Here is an 18,948-nt window from a genome sequence, read left to right on the forward strand (position 1 = left end):
CGGTTCAGGCCTGGGTCCCGGCGATGCGGGCCGCACCGATGGCACCGTTGAGCTGCGGGTGCAGCGGCAGATGGATATCAATCATCAATTCGTCTTCCAAGGCCTGAACAATACCGGGGTTGAGACCGCCACCACCGGTGAGCAGCACCCCCGGTTCAAAACGGGCCTTGCGTGCCATTGCACCGATGCGTTTGGCCAGGGCCTCGTGGATGCCGGCGACGATATCCCTGGCCGGCTTTTTACGGGCCACCAGCGAGATCACCTCGGATTCGGCAAAAACCACGCAGGTGGAGTTGATGGTTGCCGGGGCAATGGATTGCAGGGACAAAGGGCCGAGATCGCTGACCTTCAGCTCCAGCACCCGGGCCAGGGATTCGAGAAAACGGCCGGTGCCGGCAGCGCACTTGTCGTTCATGACAAAGTTCTGGGTGTCGCCGTCCTCGCCTAGGACAATCACCTTACTGTCCTGGCCACCGATATCAATGACGGTGCGGATGTTGGCCTGCGGTGGTGCGGTCAGCAGTGCTCCGGCGGCATGGGCGCGAACCTCGGTGATGGTATCGTGGGCCACATCGATGATACGGCGGCTGTAACCGGTGGCCATGATCGAGCGGATGGTCTCGGTTGAACCACCGAGATCGTTCATGATCGTCTCCAGCAAGCGGCGCGAGGTGCCGGCGGCATCAATACCGGTGGGCCGGTGCTGGAAACCGGCCAGTTCCCCCTCTTCGGTGAGGACCGCCACCTTGACATAGGTGGATCCGGCGTCAATGCCGGCAAAATATTCCATGGCTGTTCTCCTTGGGTTGATGGGGTTTGAATGGGCTGGAGGTTGATTGTTGGGATCAGGCCTCGAAGCACCTCTTTCATATAAAGCGGGTTTGTTTTTTTCTCCCGCAGAGGCGCAGGGGCGCGGAGAAGATAAGGACGTCTGTTTGCTGCGCCTCAGTGCTCGACTGAACACTTGCAGTACAAACACTCCCTTTTCTCTGTGCCCCCCTCTGCGCCTCAGCGCCTCTGCGGGAGTCCCTTGCACAGTCAACCACTGGGGTGTCTTCTCGAATAACGGGGGCTCTTGCTGCAATGCACCAAAGGAGGAGATCCTCTCTGCCTTCGGGATGGCACCTATCGCCGTTTGCGCTGTACCAGCATCTCCACAAAGGCCTCGATGCGGGTGCGTAACTGTTCCACATCCTCGGGACTGTAGTCGGTTTCGATACGCACCATTGCCACCCCCGACTCCTTGCACACCGCCTCCACCCGTCCCACCTCGAAATCATAGACCACGCAGCCCTTGAGCACGTGGTAGACCACTCCATCGACCCGGTGGGAGGCAATCATCCGCCGCAGGGTGACCAGCCGATCCTCGTTGGGGGCAAAACTCGGACAGATGCAGGGCATGAGCGTGCGTGCGGCCAGGGCGATAAGCTGCGCGCGCAGATTGCGTTCCGGATGGCCCACCGGGTCGTAGAGCGCCCGTTCGCCGACGCAGGATTCGTCGGCCACCAGGATGGCCCCCAACTCCTCGATAAGGGTGGGCAGCTTGAGGTTGGGAAAGATGACCGGACTACCGGCAATGAAAATGCGCGGGGCACGGGCCGGGCACACCGCAATCTGCCGCTGCTCCAACTCGTCGTTGAGCGTGCGCATGGCCCTGGTCCAGGCTTCCACCTCCATGAAGGAGAAGGCATTGGCCGCCACCATCGCCTGCCGCCCCCAGAGCGGGCTGGTCTCCGCGCTACGCAGGGCCTGCAAGCGCCGCATCTGGCTCTGGGCCGCTGCCTGCACCTGGATGGCCTGATCCAGGGTCTGAGCAGTGATGCGCACCCGCCTCCCCTGCTCCCGGCTCATATGCTGCTCCAATCGCTCCTTGAGGGCCATGACTTGCAGCAGCCAGGCCTGCTGGGAGATTTCCGAGTCCTTGAGATGGGGCACCTCCAGCATCCACACCTCGCGGAAGCGCGACAGCTCCTCGGCAAACTTGCGTTTGGCATCGCAGGTGGTGGGCACGATCACCACATCGCAGAGATCGTAGACGGCCAGACCTGGCTGGGCGGTCAAACCGAGTGAAGACTTGGCCAGGGGGCAGCCGTCACGGGGCACATGCTCCTCACCCGCCGCGCAGGAGGACGAGCAACCGCCGCAGAGCCGCAGGGGGATGGCACCAACGGCGTAGATCAGCTCCTCCGGCACCAAAATACAGTAAATGCCGATCACCGACCGGGTTGCACCGTCACGCAAGAGCAACGATCTGGGATCGTTGGCAACAAAGACCTGTTCCAGGGCCTCGATAAAGGGGGCAAGCGCGGCGGGGCCATCGGTCAGATCGCGGAGCATGGCCAACTGCCGGCCGGCCTCGCGGCTGATCTGCCGCAGCCAGCGGCCCGCTGCCTGGGGTTGGAGCGGTTTATTCATGGCAAGACTCCGTAGCCGACGGGCGATTGTGCTGCATCGCCAGGGCCGGGTGGCTGAAAAATCCCCGCGAGGAGGATCTGTAGATGGCAAGCCCCATAAAATCGGCACGCAGGGCGCGGTCTTCCGGGCAGTGCTCAATGCACTTCAGGCAGAGGATGCAATCGCCAAAGGTCACGTCGACCCGCCCCCGCGAGCTGAACACCTCGGTGATCTCCATGGGGCAGACATCGGCGCAGATGCGGCAGTGGGTGCAGGTGGCATCCTCCTTCTTCAATTTCAACAGACTCCAGCGCCGGTACCAGGACATCAGCAAGCCCAGCGGGCAATACGGGCACCAGAAGCGGCGTTTGACCAAGGCGCCGATGATGGCCATCAGCGAAAAGAGCAGGCCCAGCGAGGACATCACCAGCCGGGTGGTGCTTTCAAAGTCGACCAGGATGCGATCCGGCGAAAAGGTGATCAGCGGCAGGATGTACTTGCCGGGGCACAACTGGCAAAAAGGGATGAACAGATCCAAGGCCACCGAGGGAAAGAACACCGGAAAGGCCACCCACAGCGGAATGAGCACGGCAATGGCCAGGAAGATCCACTTGGCCCAGCCAAGCCGCTGCCGCAATCGTTGATCAAAACGGGCAAAGCCCATGCCGAGCGCGCGCCGCAGCCGGTCCATCAGGTCCTGGAAAAACCCAAGCGGACAGATCCAGCCGCACCAGGCCCGGCCGATCAACAGCACCAGCAGGCTGAACCAGAAGAAGCGTTCGAGAAAGAGCTGCATCTCCGCCCAGGTAAACGAGCCGAGGCTGGTTTGCAACGGCAGAAAAAAGCAGGTGCCGGCCCGGGTAGGCACAAAACAGCAGGAAAAGGTGGGCAGAAAACTGCCCAGATGCAACCCGGCACAGGCGCCAAAGAGCAAGATTGCAAAGGAAGTGGCCAAGATTAGCCAGCGGAGGTGAGCGATACGCACGGCTACTCCTCCTTGACGCGGCACTGCGCAAAGCGCACCAGGCCCAGCCGCTGCTGCCGCCGCTTCCCCAGCATGGCCCCGCCTACCAGCAGCAGGGTACCGCCGAGACCGAGCCCGGCCCAGACCATGTAACCAGCCACATGGCTGGTCCACTCCGGCCGGTTACGGAAGATGATCATCGGCAGGGTGGCGACATGGAGGGCCTGATGTTCCGGGTCTTCGACCCTGACCACATAGAGCAGCTTATCGTAGTGGAGCTGCTTAGAGCGGTCGTCAAAGGGAATGACTGTGAAGCGGCCGGAGGCATCGGTACGATAGCTCCGGCGCCAGCCGCTGCCCTCGGCAATCGCCTCGACCATGGCCCCGGCCAGGGGACGCCCCTGATAGCGTACCTCCATGCCATACTCCTCGTGCGGGCGCTGGAAACCGCCCCCCATGCGGTACATGGCCGGTGAACGGGCTGAACCGATCTCCAGGGCGATGGCGGGATCCTCGAAGAAGAAGGCCGGGGCCGATCCGGGACGTCCGTCATGCTTGTAATGGCCGACCATCAGCTTGGGATAGAGGTGGAGCCGTTGCCGACCACCATTCCCATCAAGCTGAAAATGACCACCCACCAGATAGCGGCCATTGAGGTTGAGGTCCTCAGGCAGGACGATTTCCCGCATGTCCGGGCTTACCGTTGTTGCCTTGCGGACTCCGTCCGGATCGCAGATGACCACCGTACCCGCCGGCAGCAGGGCCTCGGCCTCCTGCCCCATGGCGATGAAGGGATCGGCCAATACGCCCCGCACCAGTTCCAGGTGTTTGGGTTTCTCCTGGACACTCTGTCGCTGTTCGCGCTCCTCTCGGATCTGTCGCCAGTTGAGGTTGTCCATCGCAAAACGGTAGACGTGGAGGCCTTCCTGTTGCAGTTGCCAATAGAGGAGTTTGGGCGCATCTGCGCCAGAGCCAATTTGGGGAACAAACCCTACTATTATCAAGAGGAAAAAACGTAGCGGCCCCTTCATTGTCCCAGCCTCTCCAGACGCCATACCGGTCGCCACTTCTCGACATCAGCAGCGGTCATGACCTCAACCTTGGAGCCCTGGAACTCCTCGCGTACCTCGCCGATACTTTCCTCCATGTCACCCTCGATTAACAGCGCCGCCTCCTGCACTGCGGCCAGCCGTTCGGCATCGGCCTGCCACAGGCCCCGGCTCTGGGCTTCAAGCAGACGGCGGGTGATCTCCTCCAGGCCGTAGGGGTTTTCGCGGCGCAGCCATTCTAGATTGGTCTGATCCTGAATGTAGGTGGTCACCACCCGGTCAAAGACCCAACCGGCCACGGTTTCGGTGGTGGCACTCCATTTGAACAGGGTGTTGACCCGGCCGGCCACCTCGCCCGCGCCCTGGTAGCCCTCCTGTTGGCGCTGATCGATCCAGTGCGGGTTGAGCAGTTTGGCCATGGTCGTGGCCTCCAGATCTTCCTGAAAGTCCCGCACCGAATGATCGGCCTCGCTGTTGTTGTCGGCAAAGTAGATCCGGGCCCGTTTGCCGGTCAAGGCCTTGGCCGCCACCGACATGCCGCCGAGACAACCGGTGTAGCAACTACAGTCGGTGGCATCGTACTCCGGCGAGGCTTGGCGCATATAGCTCACCTCCACATCTTTGAGGCGGGCGGCAAAGAGGCGATGCGCCGCCACGCCCTGAACACGTTCAAACCCACTGATCCGGTCCGAACCGTAGGCAAAGCCACTCCAGTTGATATAGGTCTCGGCCAAATCGGCCTCATCGTTCCAGGCTGAAGCATCCAAAGCCAGACCAACCCCGGTGCCGCTGGCCCCAGGAGCCGAAGAAAAGACCCGGAAGCTGGCCATTCGCCGCAGTTCTTCGCCGCTGTGCTGCTCACCCAGTTCCCGGCGTAACTCGTCGAGTTGTTCCAGGGTGTGTTTGCGGATGAAATTCTGTTCAATCGGTTCAGGCAGATCCCCGGCCATGACGGCGGCCTCGTCGAGCAGGTCAGCAAAGTGCGGCACCATGTCGCGGAGGATGGAACTGGTCTGGATGACCACATCCACCCGCGGCCGGAGCACACCGGGGCCGTCGGTGCGATCCAGTTGCAGTACGTGCAAGGGGATGGGTTCAACTCCGCAGACCCGGCCGTTTGCTTGCCAGAGAGGCCGCATACCCATCAGGGCCAGGATCTGGCAGAAGACCTCGCCGTCGGACTTGAAGGCATCGATGCTCCACAGGCTGATGCCCACGCTCTCGGGGAAACGCCCCTCGTCCTCGAGGTATTTGCGCAAAAGATTATCCGAGAGCGCCTGTCCCACCTCCCAGGCGGCCCGCGTGGGGAGGGCGGCAACATCGCTGGTGAAAAAATTGCGCCCCGTGGGAAGGGCCTCGGTCTTGCCCAGGGCCAGGGAGCCACAGAGGCCCGGCTCGATGTACTCGCCGTCCAGGGCGCGAAGCAGTTGACCAATCTCACGGGTGCAAAGGCCGATGCGGCCCCCCACATCCTGGCACCAATCCAGGAGTCGGCGAAACGGTTGCTGGCCGGGCTCCGCTTTGCAGCCGTCCTTTGTCGTTGTCAGCAACCATTCGAGCACGGCCACGGCATCGTCAAACGCATTGCCCGAGGACGGCTGATGATGGGCAGCGATCTCCGCCAACAGGGGCAGGCCGTCCACTGGTTTGCCAAGGATGGTGGCCAACAGAGTGGCAATGCCGTGGCTGTCCGGGGCTGTTCCCAACAGATGTGGGCCGGTGGCAGAAAGGACGCGTCGGCTCCGGCCAATCCGGCGGGAGAGCAGCTCCATTGCCCGATCAAAATCCTCCTCCCCTTCCAGACCGCCCATTTGCTGCATCAGCGGCTGCATTCGTGCCCGCAGCACCTGCTGCCGCTGGTTTTCCCCGTGCAGTTTTGCCTTCTGGTACTGGTCAAGCAGGTCTTCCAACTCCAGGGTCATGGCATCCAGCGGCGCCGGCCGACGAACCGGGCAGAGATGATCGACCATCACCGCCCTGGCCCGCCGCTTGGCCATCAGCCCTTCGCCCGGCACATCCATGATGTAGAGGTAGATGTTGGGCAGATCGCCCAGGCTTATCTCCGGAAAACAGGCTGCCGAGAGTCCGACCTGCTTGCCCGGCAAAAATTCGAGCGCCCCATGGGCACCGAAATGGAGCACCGCATCCGAGGTGGCACGGATATAGGCGTAGGTGGCCAACCAGTGTGGTGGTGGCGAGAGGTGCGGATCATGGAGGATGCGGCAGACCTCGCCGTTGCACTTGGCTCCGTAGCAGCCGCGCTTGGGCTGGACAATGATCTGGAGATGACCAAAGCGCAGGCCGGTCACCAACAAAGTGGCCTGGCCGTCTTGCCGGTACACCATGCCCTCGCCGGGAAAGCGGCCCCAGTCGTTTTCAACCCGCTGCCTGGCCGCCTCGGGCATATCTGTTAGTAATTGCAGGTATTCCTCCGCATCCACCCGGTGCAGCACCCCACCCTTGGCCACGATCTCGTCGGTGGTGGTCCAACGGAACTCGGAGATGGCCTTGCGTGCGAGCAGCAGATCGAGCAGTGCTTTGCCGTCCTCCGGGGCATTGCCGGTATCGTAGCCCGCCTCGCGCAGGGCGGTGATCAGGGCCGCCAGACTGGCAAAGGTATCCAGACCGGCGGCCAGCCCCAGGGTGGCTTCCACGCCCTTGCAGGGATTGTTGTGCAGCACAATGGTCAGCCGCTTTTCATCATTGTCGAGCAGGCGTAGGCGGATCCAGCGATGCAGCCGCAGGCAGAGCCGCTCGATCTGTTCCGGCAGAGGGATATATCGTCGCAGCAACAGCCCGGTGACGGGATCGGTTTCCCCTCTGGTGGCAGCCACGGCGGTGGGCTCGATCACTCCGGCCATCTCCGGCTGGGTGAGGCTGAAAACCATGGATGCGGCGCCCGCCCCCGCGCCGGTGACATCCTGGCGCCACTGCTCGGGCGTTTGCTGGTAGAGACGCAGCAGTTGCACCACCGGCAGATTCAGTTCCTTCAGGATGGTGACATCCTCGGGCTGGGTGAGAAGGCGGCCGGCAAGAAGGTTGAGCAGCAACTGCGGCGCTGCGCCCCGCAGATACTCCAGCCAGGGATACCGTTGCTCCGGGGGCAGGCTGCTGTCAGTCATGCCCTCGGTGACCACACACAGCGGCGTTAGGGCCTGGCATTCCAGGGCCTGGATGAGGGCGTCGATTTCAGCGTGGTTGTTCTCGACAATCTGTCCGTAATAACAGAGCAACGCCACCAGGGGCCGCTTGACGGTGTCGCTGATGCGGCTGCACTGCCAGCGCAGATAGTCGCTGGTATCAAAGAAAAACGTATCGTGTTCAGCATGATAGATGCCGCAGGTCCGTACCTGCTCCGGCGGATCGATGTGGTGATCCGTTCCCGTGGCGCAAGCGACGAGAAAATGGATCCCATTGACAAAGTTGGCCAGCGAAACCTGCTCCAGATAGGCGGAAAATCGCACGGCCTGCTTCGCAGTGAAAGTGGTGAAGCCGGGTTGCCGCTGCGGCCCGAGATCGATGCGGTGCGGCAGTGAGCTTGCCGCCTCCAGCAGCGCCTCATACTGCGGTAAATCGCGAAACAACTGGACAATGCAGAGATCAGCCCAACCGCTTGCCATCAGCTTAATTGCCTCCCCGGCCTTGACATGCTGGGCATAAAAGCGCAGCTCAACCCCCTCGGCGAGCAACAGGGCGTATGCACGGGACCAAGTCTGGGTCTGGAACATCTGTCCGTGGACAAAGAGAATCTTCATGTCAAGCCTCCTGGTTGAGCAATGGCCCACCGGTCAAGAGGCACCTGGTGATTTGGCGAGTAGTGCCGCAACAGTGTTGGGTAATCGATTCTGTCCTGGAAGCGCTTCACCCTTGTTTTTCTGGTATCAAGGATGACGCCACCGTTTTCTCCCTGCTGAACAAGGGTTTCCTGCCAGCGTTGGTGGCCTTCCGGGGGTAACCATATCCCCGCCCCCCCGGCTGAGATCACCACCACCGCCACCTGTTCGACGGTACGGGCTCCACCAAGCAATTGGACCGCATCGGTGAATGAACGGCTGAAAATAACGACCACATCAGCACCCTCTTTGGCACAGGCCAACACCATTTCCGGGTGATAGAGCGCTCTTTCCGGCAAAAGATGAATCCTTGCAGGCCCGCAATCGCAACAGGGGAAAGGAATGGGCATTGCAACAGAGTCGCTGAAAACACCTAAAGAGAAAGGCCTCGTGTGACCATCAAACCAATAAACAGCCTTCACCGCCTCCATTGTTCGCACAAGCAGAATTTTCTGCCCCTGGGATACGCACCAATCATGTAAGTTGGCCATGTCGGCATCATCGTAATCGTTGATCGGAAGGAGGTGGAGCGTATCGGCACCCCCCTCCGAGTTCGGGTTCGTGTTTCTGATTGGCGGGATAGCACCTGCCTGTTCAGAACAGTGACATCGAACCTCCAACTTCCCAGGCGGAGGCAAATGGAGAAATGTTGTCAAATCATCGATCCCAGTTCTGTTGAGCGTACAGGGATGAACGTGGTCAGTACTCCTTGAAGTCAGACGCTTGAGGCGATTGCCGGAGAGCAGTTTGTGGTCCGCATTGAGGGGCAAATTAATCCGCAGCAGCTTCGAGGTTCGGGAACATTTCTGGAGTTGCACGATTCCTTGTGGACTGACGATGGCCGAAGGGGCGTGCCGGCAATCCATGAGCAGATCCTTGCCGGTGCGGTTGCAGGCAAGGACGAACAGCCCATTTTCCAAGGCCCTAGCTCGCCATATTTCCAAGGGATCAAGTCCCAATGGAGGCCAGTTAGCGAGCACGAGTAACAGATTGGCGCCGCGAAGAGCCGTGACTCTTGCCATGAGACTATGATACGAGTCGGAGCAGATCAGTACCCCCATCCGTCCCCAAGGGGTATCAAATGTATTGTTTTCATAGGGATTACCAGGACAGGCCCAACGGAATTCAGCATTCATCTTCCGATAGCGACAAACAATTTCTCCTTCCGCATCAAGGACAAATGCGCTGTTGTAGAGAATGCCATTTGCCGGGTCTCGCTCTGCCATGCCAATACAAGCGTACATGCCGTAATGACGGCAGATCTTACCGACCTCCGACAGGGTTGGGCCATCAACGGCTTCGACGTAGGGTGCGACATCCCGCATGTCGGCAAAAGAATATCCGGAGATAACCATTTCAGGGGCCACAACCATCTGTACCCCTTTTTTCCCGGCCACATGGCAGAGGTCCAGCAACTGCTGCCGGTTGGCCTCGGGCTGTTTGTATTCAACGGATAGATGCATCAAACCGAACTTCAGAAAAGCCATGATCTGCTCCAATTACGTCTGAACCATAGTGCAATGACCTTGATACACCTTTCTATTGATCCGCCATGCTGGCAGAAGCCAACGTTTGATACAAGGTGCAGGCCAGCGTGCGAACGACTGGGGGATTGTACAACAGACGGCTGGGGCAATCATTGGGGCAACAGCCCGACAATGGGCACTCACCACAGTCCTGGCCGAAGGTTGATAGCTCCGCGGAAAGGATAACTGAGGAATAGTTCGCTTCCGGATCGATCACAAAGCGTTCGTCGCCCAGGGTCTGGTTGCAAGGGAACCAGCGGCCATCAGGATGAACCGCCAAGCTACCCCCTTGCGCTGCTTGACAGAAATTGCGGGGAGCCATTCGCCGATCACGGTGAAGCATCCGCCGTACCAGATCCCATTCGCGCAGCCGTAGTGGTATCTTCCGCTGCGTATTGATGGCTGCCAATGCCTTGGTCAGGGAACAAACGCCACCTTTCAGTGCTTCCGCTGTCGCAGGAATAGGTTTATATTCCACATTCTCGGCCGAGCCCTTCTTCACCAAGAGGTCAAGGCCGATCCCCCTGGCTTGACGGAAGGCAGAGAGTAACCAGGCCAGGCGGTCCAACTGCCCCACGTTCTCACCTGAGACCACGGCAGTGACTCGGAAGGGGATTTGCTCCGACTCTAGCAGCATCAGCCCGCGGAGGGTCTCGGCAGCTTGGCCGCGCAAGGATTGTTGTGTCTTGGGTGAACCATCAAGGCTGATGCCCACCTGGAGACCAAAGGTGCGACACAGTTCGATCACCTCGGGCGTCAAACAGGTACCATTACTTTGCAGTCCCATGGTGTACGGTCGCGACAGGCTCCTTGCCCGTTCACAGGCCTCTTCGATCAGATCCGGCACCAGGCAGGGTTCGCCCCCGGTCAGCTGAATGTGCAACGGCCCGGAGCCGGAAGCCGCACGGGCAAAGGCACGCTCAAGAGTGGCACTGCCCATATCCTGCCGTCCCGGAGTATCACCATGATAGCAGTAGCGGCAACGCAGGTTACAGCGGGTGGTCAGGGCAAGAATCAGATAGTTGATTGATTGGGGGACAGCCGAGTGCGGCAAGGGAGGGGGCTTCAAAACTCGATCCCCTTCTGGGCCTTGATGCCGCTCTTCAGGGGATGCTTGACCACCCGCATCTCGGTGACGAGATCAGCCGCCTCAATGAGGGCTTGCGGGGCGTAACGACCGGTGATCAACACATGCTGCTCGGCACGGCGCGATGCAAGAAACTCCAGGCAGGGTGCAATCTCCAACATACGGTAATGGAGCAGGTAGGTGAACTCATCAAGCACCACCAGATGATACTGGCCGCTGTCGATGGCCTGGCAGGCCAGGGCCCAGCCCTCACGGGCTAGGCGGATGTCCTCCTCCAGGCTCTCCGATTTCCAGGTAAACCCACGTCCCATGACGTGCAAATCGATGCAATCATCAAAGCGTTTGACCGCCTCCAACTCGCCGTAGCGCCAACTGCCCTTGATGAACTGGATGAAACAGACCCGCAGCCCATGGCCCGCTGTCCGCAGGGCCATGCCTAGCGCAGCGGTGGTTTTGCCTTTGCCGTCGCCGGTGTGGATGATCAGTAAGCCTTTGGTCATTGGTGATTCCTTATTCCTGGAACGAATCGGTCTTTGCAAAGCGGCCATGCCGCCCTCTCACCCGGCAATCGATAAGCGTCCCGGTTGCCGGGTGAGTTGCTGGATTCAAAAATGGAATTTCACACCGCCGTACACGGAGAATCCCTCCATGCAGTAGCCGGATTCCGTGTATTCCTTATCCAACAGGTTATCAATGCGGGCAAAGAGATCCATATTCTCCAAGGCCTTATACGTACCGGACAGATTCACAGTGGTGACCCCGTCTTCCTCCCAGCGGATACTGTTCCAGCTCGGATCATTGAGCGGGACAATCTGCGCATCCCGCCAATTGATATCCAAGGCCATGGTCAGCTTGTCCATGGAATAGAGGGTGACGATGAAGTCAATCTTGTTTCTCGGCAGGTAGGTATTGCGGGTCCAATCGGCATTCTCATCAGCCTTGGAACGGGAGTCGATGTAGGTGTAGGCCAGATCAAATCGAACCATCTTCCAGGGCTGCACGCGAATCGAGGTCTCAATACCTGAGCTTTCACCCTCCTTGGCGTTGTCGTAACGCATGGCCGTATTATCGAAAATGATCATGTCGTCGAACTGGGTTTGAAAATAGGTAACCCCTACATTGACCTTGCCCCCTGCCAGCTCCTGGTTGACACCGATCTCGTAACTGGTGCTTTCTTCCGGTTGCAGGTCCGGGTTACCGATGGTGATCAGGTTGCCGTTATAGAGGTAGCCACCATAAATCTCGTACAATCCCGGAGTGCGATAGCCGGTGCCCACGTGGGCATGGAGTTTGGTTCCGGTGTTTTTAAACAGATACGCCGCCGAGGTTTCCCAGACAGCCTCACCATCAAATTCATCGTGGTCGTTGTATCGGCCTCCCAGGTTGATAAACAGGCTGCGATCAAGCAGGGCAAACTGGGCCTGGCTAAAGACGTCTTTATTCCCCCACGACTCATCAAAACTGACCGGGGTATAATCGCCGGCATATTTGTTCTTGGGTTCCTGACCGTCGTAGACGGATTTCTCGTAATCAGCCCCGAGATTGAGTGTCAGCCACTGGTTGAGATGCAGGTTGTGCTGCATTTCCACATAACTGGTTTCGCCATCGTAGTTGGATTGGTCTCCCGGAGTGGTGGACCAAAAATAGTGGCGTTCGGTGGCGCCTTGCGAGCCCTTGAGCGAGAAATCCCACAGCGGCGAGATCGTCTGGTTCCAGTTGAGTCCCACCTGATAGAGTTGCCCTTCGCGATGCTGGTCCGCATAGGCCTGGTTCTTGATCAGACCGCCATCGGCGCCCAGACTCGGAGAACTGCCCATGGCCAGATCGGTATCCGAAAAAATGCCGCTGAACTCGACGGTAGTCCTCTCTGTGGGTTTTACGCCTGCCCCAAAGGTCGCGCCGGTGTTATCGTACCAGTAGCCGTTGGGGCCACCGTTGTTGGCGCCATCGGTGGTGATGTACATGGGGTTGAAATCGACGTAATAGTTGTCCTTGCCGTAGGCGGCGCGGGCGTTGGTAACATAGGTGCCGTTGGGGCCGAACTCGTTGCGCCATTCCGCCGAAGGCCCGGATTGCCATCTTTTGGGAATGATGTTGACCACCCCGCCCATGGCCTGGGAACCGTAGAGGGTACTGTTGGTCCCCTTCAGCACCTCCACCCGATCGAGATTGGAACCGCTGTACATATCTTCGATGAAGTATTGCAGGGTGCTCTGGGTGTCGGCGGCATCGCGCAACGGCATGCCGTTGTACTGATATTGAGTGTACTGCGAGCCCGTGCCACGGATGCTGATATTGGACCACTGCCCCATACCCCCGAGCCTGCGAAGATAAACGCCGGGCTCGTTGTCGAGCAATTCGGGGAGGAAATACTGTTGTTGCTCCTCCCGATCCTCGCTGTCGATAATATTGATGCTTTTGGTGGTTTCTTTGAGCAGGGTTTCCGTCCGCGAGGCGGTTACCACGATATCCTCGGCCTTCTGGATGGTTTGCTGTTCTTCGGAGGTTACGGTTTCCTGGTCATTGGCCAGCGCCGGAACGGCCATCCACGGCATCAGAGCCAGGGCAAAGAGTAACTGGCTCGGTTGCAGTCTTATTCTTGATTGCATGGGTGTCTCCTTTTTGCTGTTTCTTTAGTTCAATCTCAAAACTTATAGGAATAACTGAGAAAAAAGGACTGACCAGGTTTGGGGTAACCCTTTTTCTCGTAGTAGTCCTCGTCAAAGAGGTTATCGATGGTCAGCGCCACCCGGTGGTGCTCCAGAAAATTGTAGCCCACCACAAAATCGATCACGGTAAAGGAAGGGTATTCGATCTCCGGGTAACCGGCGGTAACCCAGTCGGTGTCACGCATCGGTCCAACGGTACGAAAATGGAGACGGCTGTCGATGGTGCCATCATCGTATTCCACCCCATAGTTATAGGTGTAGTCGGCGACATTGTAGATATCGCGATTGGTGCCGGCAGTGACCTCCTCTTCCGCCGAAAAGATGGTGGTATTGTTGACGTAGAACTTGAGGCTGCGGTTCCAGTGCAGGGGTACGCCGAGATCAAAACTCAAGGTTGATTCCAGCCCCTGAATATCGGCACCCAGTGCGTTGATATAGGTTTTGACGTTACCGCTCTGGGTGGTGGTGATGCGATCATCGACCGTGGTGTCGAAATAGGTGACATCCAATGCCACACCCCAGGCAGGGAGTTCATAGCCGACACCCGCGTCCCAGGTGGTCGAGGTTTCGGGATCAAGTCCGCTGTTGCCTTGGGTGATCATGGTGACGCCGCCGACCATGGTTTCGGAATAACCGGCCAGTTCAAAAGCGCTGGGCGGGACAAAGGCTTGGCCGATGGTGGAATGCAGTCGAATACCGGAATCAAAGAGGTAGTTGGCGCCGACCCGGGGACTGAAGGTGGAAAAATCCTCGGTCGTGGGATCAAAGCCGCTCATGTAGGGGGTGGACAGGGTTTCAACCTCAAAGGTGTCATAACGTCCGCCGCCGGTGAGGGTCAGGCGTTTATCATTGAACTTCCACACCGATTCGAGATAACCGGCCAAGTTGGTGCGGCCTTCATCGGGGGAAGAGGGCGCCTTGCGGCTGCCGCTGGTGGTGTAACTGCGCGAGAGTTTTTCGATGTACTGGTAATCGAATCCAGCAATAAACTTGTGATCGCCCCAGGTGTAGGTATCCTGCAACTGCCACCCATCCCAGGTGGTGTCGGAATCATAGCTCCGATAGGTGGGAACGGTTTTGCTACCGGAATAGTTCGAGTAATTTTCAGCCTCTTCCTCGGTATGGTAGACGGTGGCCCCGACCTCATTATTGGCGCCCAGTCCGCCACCGACCCGCAGATCGACACCGTTATTGTCGATATCCTTGCTGCCGCTGCGCACATCGCCGTAGGCCACGTCACCGGGGGTTTCAATGTCACGGCCCTGGTACATATTGGCGGAAAAATCCGCTCGCCAGTCATCGGCAAAATTGCCGCCAATGCGCACTGAACCGTTGCGGGTGCTGTAGGCGGTGCTGGCGCGTTCATCACCATTGTCCCCGGTTTTCAGATTATCGGCCTGCTCGTACCGGCCAGCAGCCACATTAAAATCCAGCTTGTCGGCAATAATGGCCCCACCGGTATTCAGTTTCTCGAAATTGGTATCAAAGCTGCCAAATCCGGCCTCTACCTCACCGGCAATGCCCTTAGTATTTTTCTTGGTGATCACATTGACCACGCCTCCCATAGCCTCGGCACCGTACAACGAGGAGGCGGGTCCTTTAAGGACCTCAATGCGTTCGACGTTATCGGTGAGCACGGTGGCCAGGTTGGTGGCACCAATGGGGCGGCCGTCGAGAAGAATCAAGCTGTGTTTGGTGATACCGGAAAACTCGGGCCGGAAGCCGCGGATGCCGATACCTGCCAAGGCTCCCGGATACTCGATCACACTGACCGAACTCGATTTTTTCAGCTGTTCGGTGATCATGGTGGCTGCGGTCATCTCGATGTCGTGGCTGTCGATGACCTCGATCTTGGTGGGAATCTCGAGGATGTTCTCCTCACTTTTGGTTGCCGTGACCACCATTTCTTCGGCTTTTTGCTTGATTGCCACGTCATCTTGCTTCTCCTGCTCAATCTGGACGGATTTCTTCTTGGCCGCCTCGATGGCGGGTTGATCCTGGGCCATGATCGGTTGTGCCGTACACAGCACCAGGGCCAGTACAAGCCGATCAAATCGTTTCACTCCTTTTGGTTGCATCCTTTGCTCTCCTGTGATGGTTGGTTATTTCTCGTGAACACAGAGGCAAAGCGGCACCCTCCTGAGCAAGGAAGCAATTTCCTTGCGATGCGCATCCCTGTATCCTCGACAGTCGTGGCACAATTGGCATGGTCGGCAGGTCTTCTGACTCTCCTCCCCCAACCGAACCCTTCCCATGCGGTATGCACAGTGGCGTTCTCTCGGTGGGGCGCCCTGATTTTCGGTCAAGGCGGGGATAACAGCGGCGGGACCGTTCCCGATTTGCACGGGATTCCCTTTTACCGTCCGCAACTTCGGACGACCGACATGCACATTGATCATTCTGTTACGGCATGGTTGTTTCCTCCTGATCACGCATGGTGCATGCAGGGGTGGCCCCGGCTGAGCCCAGCGTTTCCATACTCCGCCATTTTTCCGCAAACCCCAGGGCAAGTGCCCGGCAGGTGAGATGGAGAAAGGCCTGGTTATCGGTCTGCCGGCAGGTTGGCGCCAGGGTCTGGCGATAGTGGTCCAATCGGCAATAATCACCGCTGACGGCACAAGCCGTCTGCGCGGCATAGGCGGCCATGATCTCACTCCAGCAGGTCCTGGGCAGCACGCCCCAGGCAATTTTGTCGCGCAGATGCATCAGGGCGGCCACTGCGGCCACGGTGAGCGGATCATGTTCAAAGGCGAGGAAATTGGCGCGCAGCAGATCCGCCTGATCCTGATCCAGGAAGGCGCAGATTTCGTCGGCCAGCCCGGCGCGATTGATGCCGAAGCGTTCCAGATGGATCTTGAGCGAACATTGCCCGGCCGGGGTGAGGTTGTTCTGCCGGGCCAGGGTACCCTTGATCGCCTCAAAGACGGCACGTCCGATCAGTTCGCCGAGCTTGGCGTGCTTGCCGGCACTGGTCAGGAGCGGTCCATTACCCTCCATGGCCGCCACCGCAATCTGATCGGTGCCAGTGCCGGTGGCCAGGCCATCGGAGTAGCGGGAGTTGACCGCCAGTTCCTGGAGCACTGCGGTTTTGGCCTCGGTGGCGGTCATGATGCAGCGGGTCAGGGCACCGGGGATGAGCGGCTGGCTGATAAAGAGCAGGGTGTTAATGGTGCCGGGGCCAGGGATGGTTTCCGCCGGCGGCAATCGTTCAAAACCCTCCGCAGTTTCCACCACTGAAGCCGGGTCACCGACCCTCCCGGCATTGCCCTCGACGCCGCCGGTACAGACAGCCGCCACGGTGAGATCGCGAAACTGCTGCACCGCGATGCAGGCATGGTGCATGTTGGCCGCTGTACCCAAGGTGGCGCAGGCCTCGGCCTCCAGGTTGTGCCGCTCGCAGATGGAACGGCGGTAGGCCAGAGGATCACGATAGGCCATGGAAGGCAGACGATGGCAGTGCCCGGCCGGTTCACAACTCTGGTGGTTGTAGAGGCAGGTCAGATCGGTACGCAATCCCCCTGCCACCCGGCAGGTGGAGAGCACGCTGTGCGGCTTGAGGAAGCGGGCATAGATGATCTTTTCTTCGCGGTGGAGTTCCACGCCGTTGTAGAAGGTGTCGATGAGCATGTTGGTCGGTTGTTTCGTCTGTGGGTTGATAGTCTGTTGGGTTTTATGCGGAAGGGTTCGGCTGCCTGAAAAGATACAGACTCAACAGCTCTCAGCTCTCCACCTCTCCTCAATCCCTGGCCCGATTGACCGAGTGCAGGGCCAGCCAGAAAAAAAACAGGCCGATGACCAGCAGTACCAGATAATCAAAACCTTCCGCCGGCTGGCCGAGGCTGGTGGCACGGATGGCGTGTGAGGCATGGGTCAAGGGCAGAAAGGAAAGCAAGGCCTGGGCCCAGACCGGCAGCTTTTCCACCGGGAAAAAGGTGCCGCCCAGAAAGGCCATGGGGGTGATGATAAAGCTGGTGAGCAGGCTCTGGTCGGCATGCGACTTGACCAGCATGGCCATGGCCACCGCCAGGGAGGCGAACACGAAGCAGTTGAGCGCGACCGCCAGCCAGAACAGCAGCCCATAGTGAAGCACTACGCCAAAGGGCAGACTGAGCAGCAAAATCACCGCCACACCCAGGAGCGCCCGGGTCATACCGGCCAGGGTCTCACCGGCCACATAGGCCAGATTGCTGATCGGTGCAGCCTGGAACTCCTCGAAGATGTTCCAGTAAAAACGGGCCACATTGATGTCGGTGGCAATAGCAAAGGCCTGGGTCATGCTCGCCATGGCCACCAGGCCAGGGATAAGAAAATGAAGGTAGGACTGCTCGCCGAAACGAATCAAATCGCCCATGGCATAGCCAAAGGTGATCAGATACAGCAGCGGCGACACCGCCATCCCGGCCAATTGGCGCTTGAAACGGTACTTGAGAATCAACATCTCCCGCAGATAGACCGCGACGAACCCGTTCATGACACCACCTTCTTGCCGGTGAGGCTTAAGAAGGCATCCTCAAGATTGACCCGCCGCAGGGTAAAGCCGCAGTCCTGGGCAGCGGTAAATGCGGCGGCCTGGTCACGGTCGGCAAAGTAGAGGGTCTGCATCCCTTCTCCGTTCATCTGATCCACGGCCCAGTGGCCCAGGCGGGCCATCAAGTGTTGGGGGTTATCCAGGGCAACGATCCTGCCCTGGTCGAGAAAGGCCACCCGACCGGCGAGGAATTCCGCCTCCTCGATGTAATGGGTGGTGAGAAAGATGGTGGCCCCATCCTGCTGCACCCGCTTGATCAGCGCCCAGATGCGGCGGCGAATCCCCGGATCCAGGCCAACGGTGGGTTCGTCCAGAAAGAGGATCTTTGGTTCGTGCATCAGCGCCCGGGCGATCATCAACCGCCGCTTGAGCCCGCCGGAGAGCTGTTTGACCAGCGAATCCGCCCGGTCGAGCAGCTCGACATAGCTCAGCAACTCCTCGATCTTCTGCCGGCGGCGGCGTGCATCCATGGCAAAGAGCCGGCCGTGAAGGTCGAGGTTCTCGCGCACGCTCAACTCGCTGTCCAGGTTGATATGCTGGGTGACCAGCCCGCACTGCCGCTTGGCAGCCTGTGCGTCGGTGACAATGTCGTGACCGCCCAGGGTCACCCGCCCGCAGCCGATACGGGTCAGACCGGTGAGGATGCGGATGGTGGTGGTTTTGCCGGCACCGTTGGGACCGAGAAAAGCAAACAGCTCGCCCGCGTCCACCGAGAGATCGATGCCGTCCACGGCCTTGACCTTGCCGTAGAATTTCTGCAGTTGGTTGATGTGGATCATGAGTGTTTATGGGGTTTGTACGTTTTCTTGGAGAAAAGGAGATCCCTCACCTGCGTTCGGGATGACATCCGGGAGTTGACCAAGCTGTCTAATGGCCGCGCTTCCTCTGTCATGTCGAG

General features: G+C 59.1%; 13 protein-coding genes and 1 riboswitch. All 13 genes read right to left on the reverse strand.

All coding sequences use genetic code 11. The annotated features are described in order from the left end of the window. Nucleotides 1-4: 4 nt before the first annotated feature. The gene (locus tag DESPR_RS15525; RefSeq protein ID WP_015725753.1) at nucleotides 5-790 is read right to left on the reverse strand and encodes an acyl-CoA dehydratase activase; all 786 of its coding nucleotides are present in this window, start codon (nucleotides 788-790) and stop codon (nucleotides 5-7) included. Between the two features lie 335 nt (nucleotides 791-1,125). Then, complete coding sequence (locus DESPR_RS15530) at nucleotides 1,126-2,415, reverse strand: 2-hydroxyacyl-CoA dehydratase family protein (RefSeq protein ID WP_015725754.1); 1,290 nt, start codon at nucleotides 2,413-2,415, stop codon at nucleotides 1,126-1,128. Next, on the reverse strand, nucleotides 2,408-3,379 hold the full coding sequence (locus tag DESPR_RS15535) for a 4Fe-4S binding protein (RefSeq protein WP_015725755.1): 972 nt from the start codon (nucleotides 3,377-3,379) through the stop codon (nucleotides 2,408-2,410). The genes DESPR_RS15530 and DESPR_RS15535 overlap by 8 nt, the downstream gene beginning before the upstream one ends. A 2-nt stretch (nucleotides 3,380-3,381) precedes the next feature. Then, on the reverse strand, nucleotides 3,382-4,257 hold the full coding sequence (locus tag DESPR_RS15540) for a carboxypeptidase-like regulatory domain-containing protein (protein WP_043770230.1): 876 nt from the start codon (nucleotides 4,255-4,257) through the stop codon (nucleotides 3,382-3,384). A 128-nt stretch (nucleotides 4,258-4,385) separates the two neighbouring features. Further along, complete coding sequence (locus DESPR_RS15545) at nucleotides 4,386-8,162, reverse strand: cobaltochelatase subunit CobN (protein WP_015725757.1); 3,777 nt, start codon at nucleotides 8,160-8,162, stop codon at nucleotides 4,386-4,388. Beyond that, complete coding sequence (locus tag DESPR_RS17550; RefSeq protein ID WP_015725758.1) at nucleotides 8,159-9,727, reverse strand: carbon-nitrogen hydrolase family protein; 1,569 nt, start codon at nucleotides 9,725-9,727, stop codon at nucleotides 8,159-8,161. The genes DESPR_RS15545 and DESPR_RS17550 overlap by 4 nt, the downstream gene beginning before the upstream one ends. 52 nt (nucleotides 9,728-9,779) lie before the next feature. Beyond that, nucleotides 9,780-10,835: a radical SAM protein gene (locus DESPR_RS15555; protein ID WP_015725759.1), complete on the reverse strand. Its 1,056-nt coding sequence runs from the start codon at nucleotides 10,833-10,835 to the stop codon at nucleotides 9,780-9,782. Then, nucleotides 10,832-11,353 (reverse strand): cob(I)yrinic acid a,c-diamide adenosyltransferase, encoded by a 522-nt coding sequence (gene cobO, locus DESPR_RS15560; protein ID WP_245529464.1) that lies wholly within the window; start codon nucleotides 11,351-11,353, stop codon nucleotides 10,832-10,834. Before cobO ends, DESPR_RS15555 begins: the two co-directional genes overlap by 4 nt. Before the next feature lie 105 nt (nucleotides 11,354-11,458). Next, entirely contained in the window at nucleotides 11,459-13,462 is a 2,004-nt protein-coding gene (locus tag DESPR_RS15565; RefSeq protein WP_015725761.1) for a TonB-dependent receptor plug domain-containing protein, read from the reverse strand. Between the two features lie 35 nt (nucleotides 13,463-13,497). Continuing rightward, nucleotides 13,498-15,600, reverse strand: coding sequence for a TonB-dependent receptor (locus DESPR_RS15570; RefSeq protein ID WP_015725762.1), 2,103 nt, complete (start codon nucleotides 15,598-15,600; stop codon nucleotides 13,498-13,500). A gap of 117 nt (nucleotides 15,601-15,717) precedes the next feature. Next, nucleotides 15,718-15,921: riboswitch (cobalamin riboswitch) on the reverse strand. Nucleotides 15,922-15,925: 4 nt separating this feature from the next. Beyond that, a complete protein-coding gene (locus tag DESPR_RS15575; RefSeq protein ID WP_015725763.1) occupies nucleotides 15,926-17,149 on the reverse strand; it encodes an adenosylcobinamide amidohydrolase in 1,224 nt (407 codons plus the stop codon). A 109-nt stretch (nucleotides 17,150-17,258) separates the two neighbouring features. After that, nucleotides 17,259-17,993: an ABC transporter permease gene (locus DESPR_RS15580; RefSeq protein WP_015725764.1), complete on the reverse strand. Its 735-nt coding sequence runs from the start codon at nucleotides 17,991-17,993 to the stop codon at nucleotides 17,259-17,261. Then, nucleotides 17,990-18,829: an ABC transporter ATP-binding protein gene (locus tag DESPR_RS15585; RefSeq protein WP_015725765.1), complete on the reverse strand. Its 840-nt coding sequence runs from the start codon at nucleotides 18,827-18,829 to the stop codon at nucleotides 17,990-17,992. The genes DESPR_RS15580 and DESPR_RS15585 overlap by 4 nt, the downstream gene beginning before the upstream one ends. Nucleotides 18,830-18,948: the final 119 nt, after the last annotated feature.

Source organism: Desulfobulbus propionicus DSM 2032 (assembly GCF_000186885.1).
Taxonomy (GTDB): domain Bacteria; phylum Desulfobacterota; class Desulfobulbia; order Desulfobulbales; family Desulfobulbaceae; genus Desulfobulbus; species Desulfobulbus propionicus.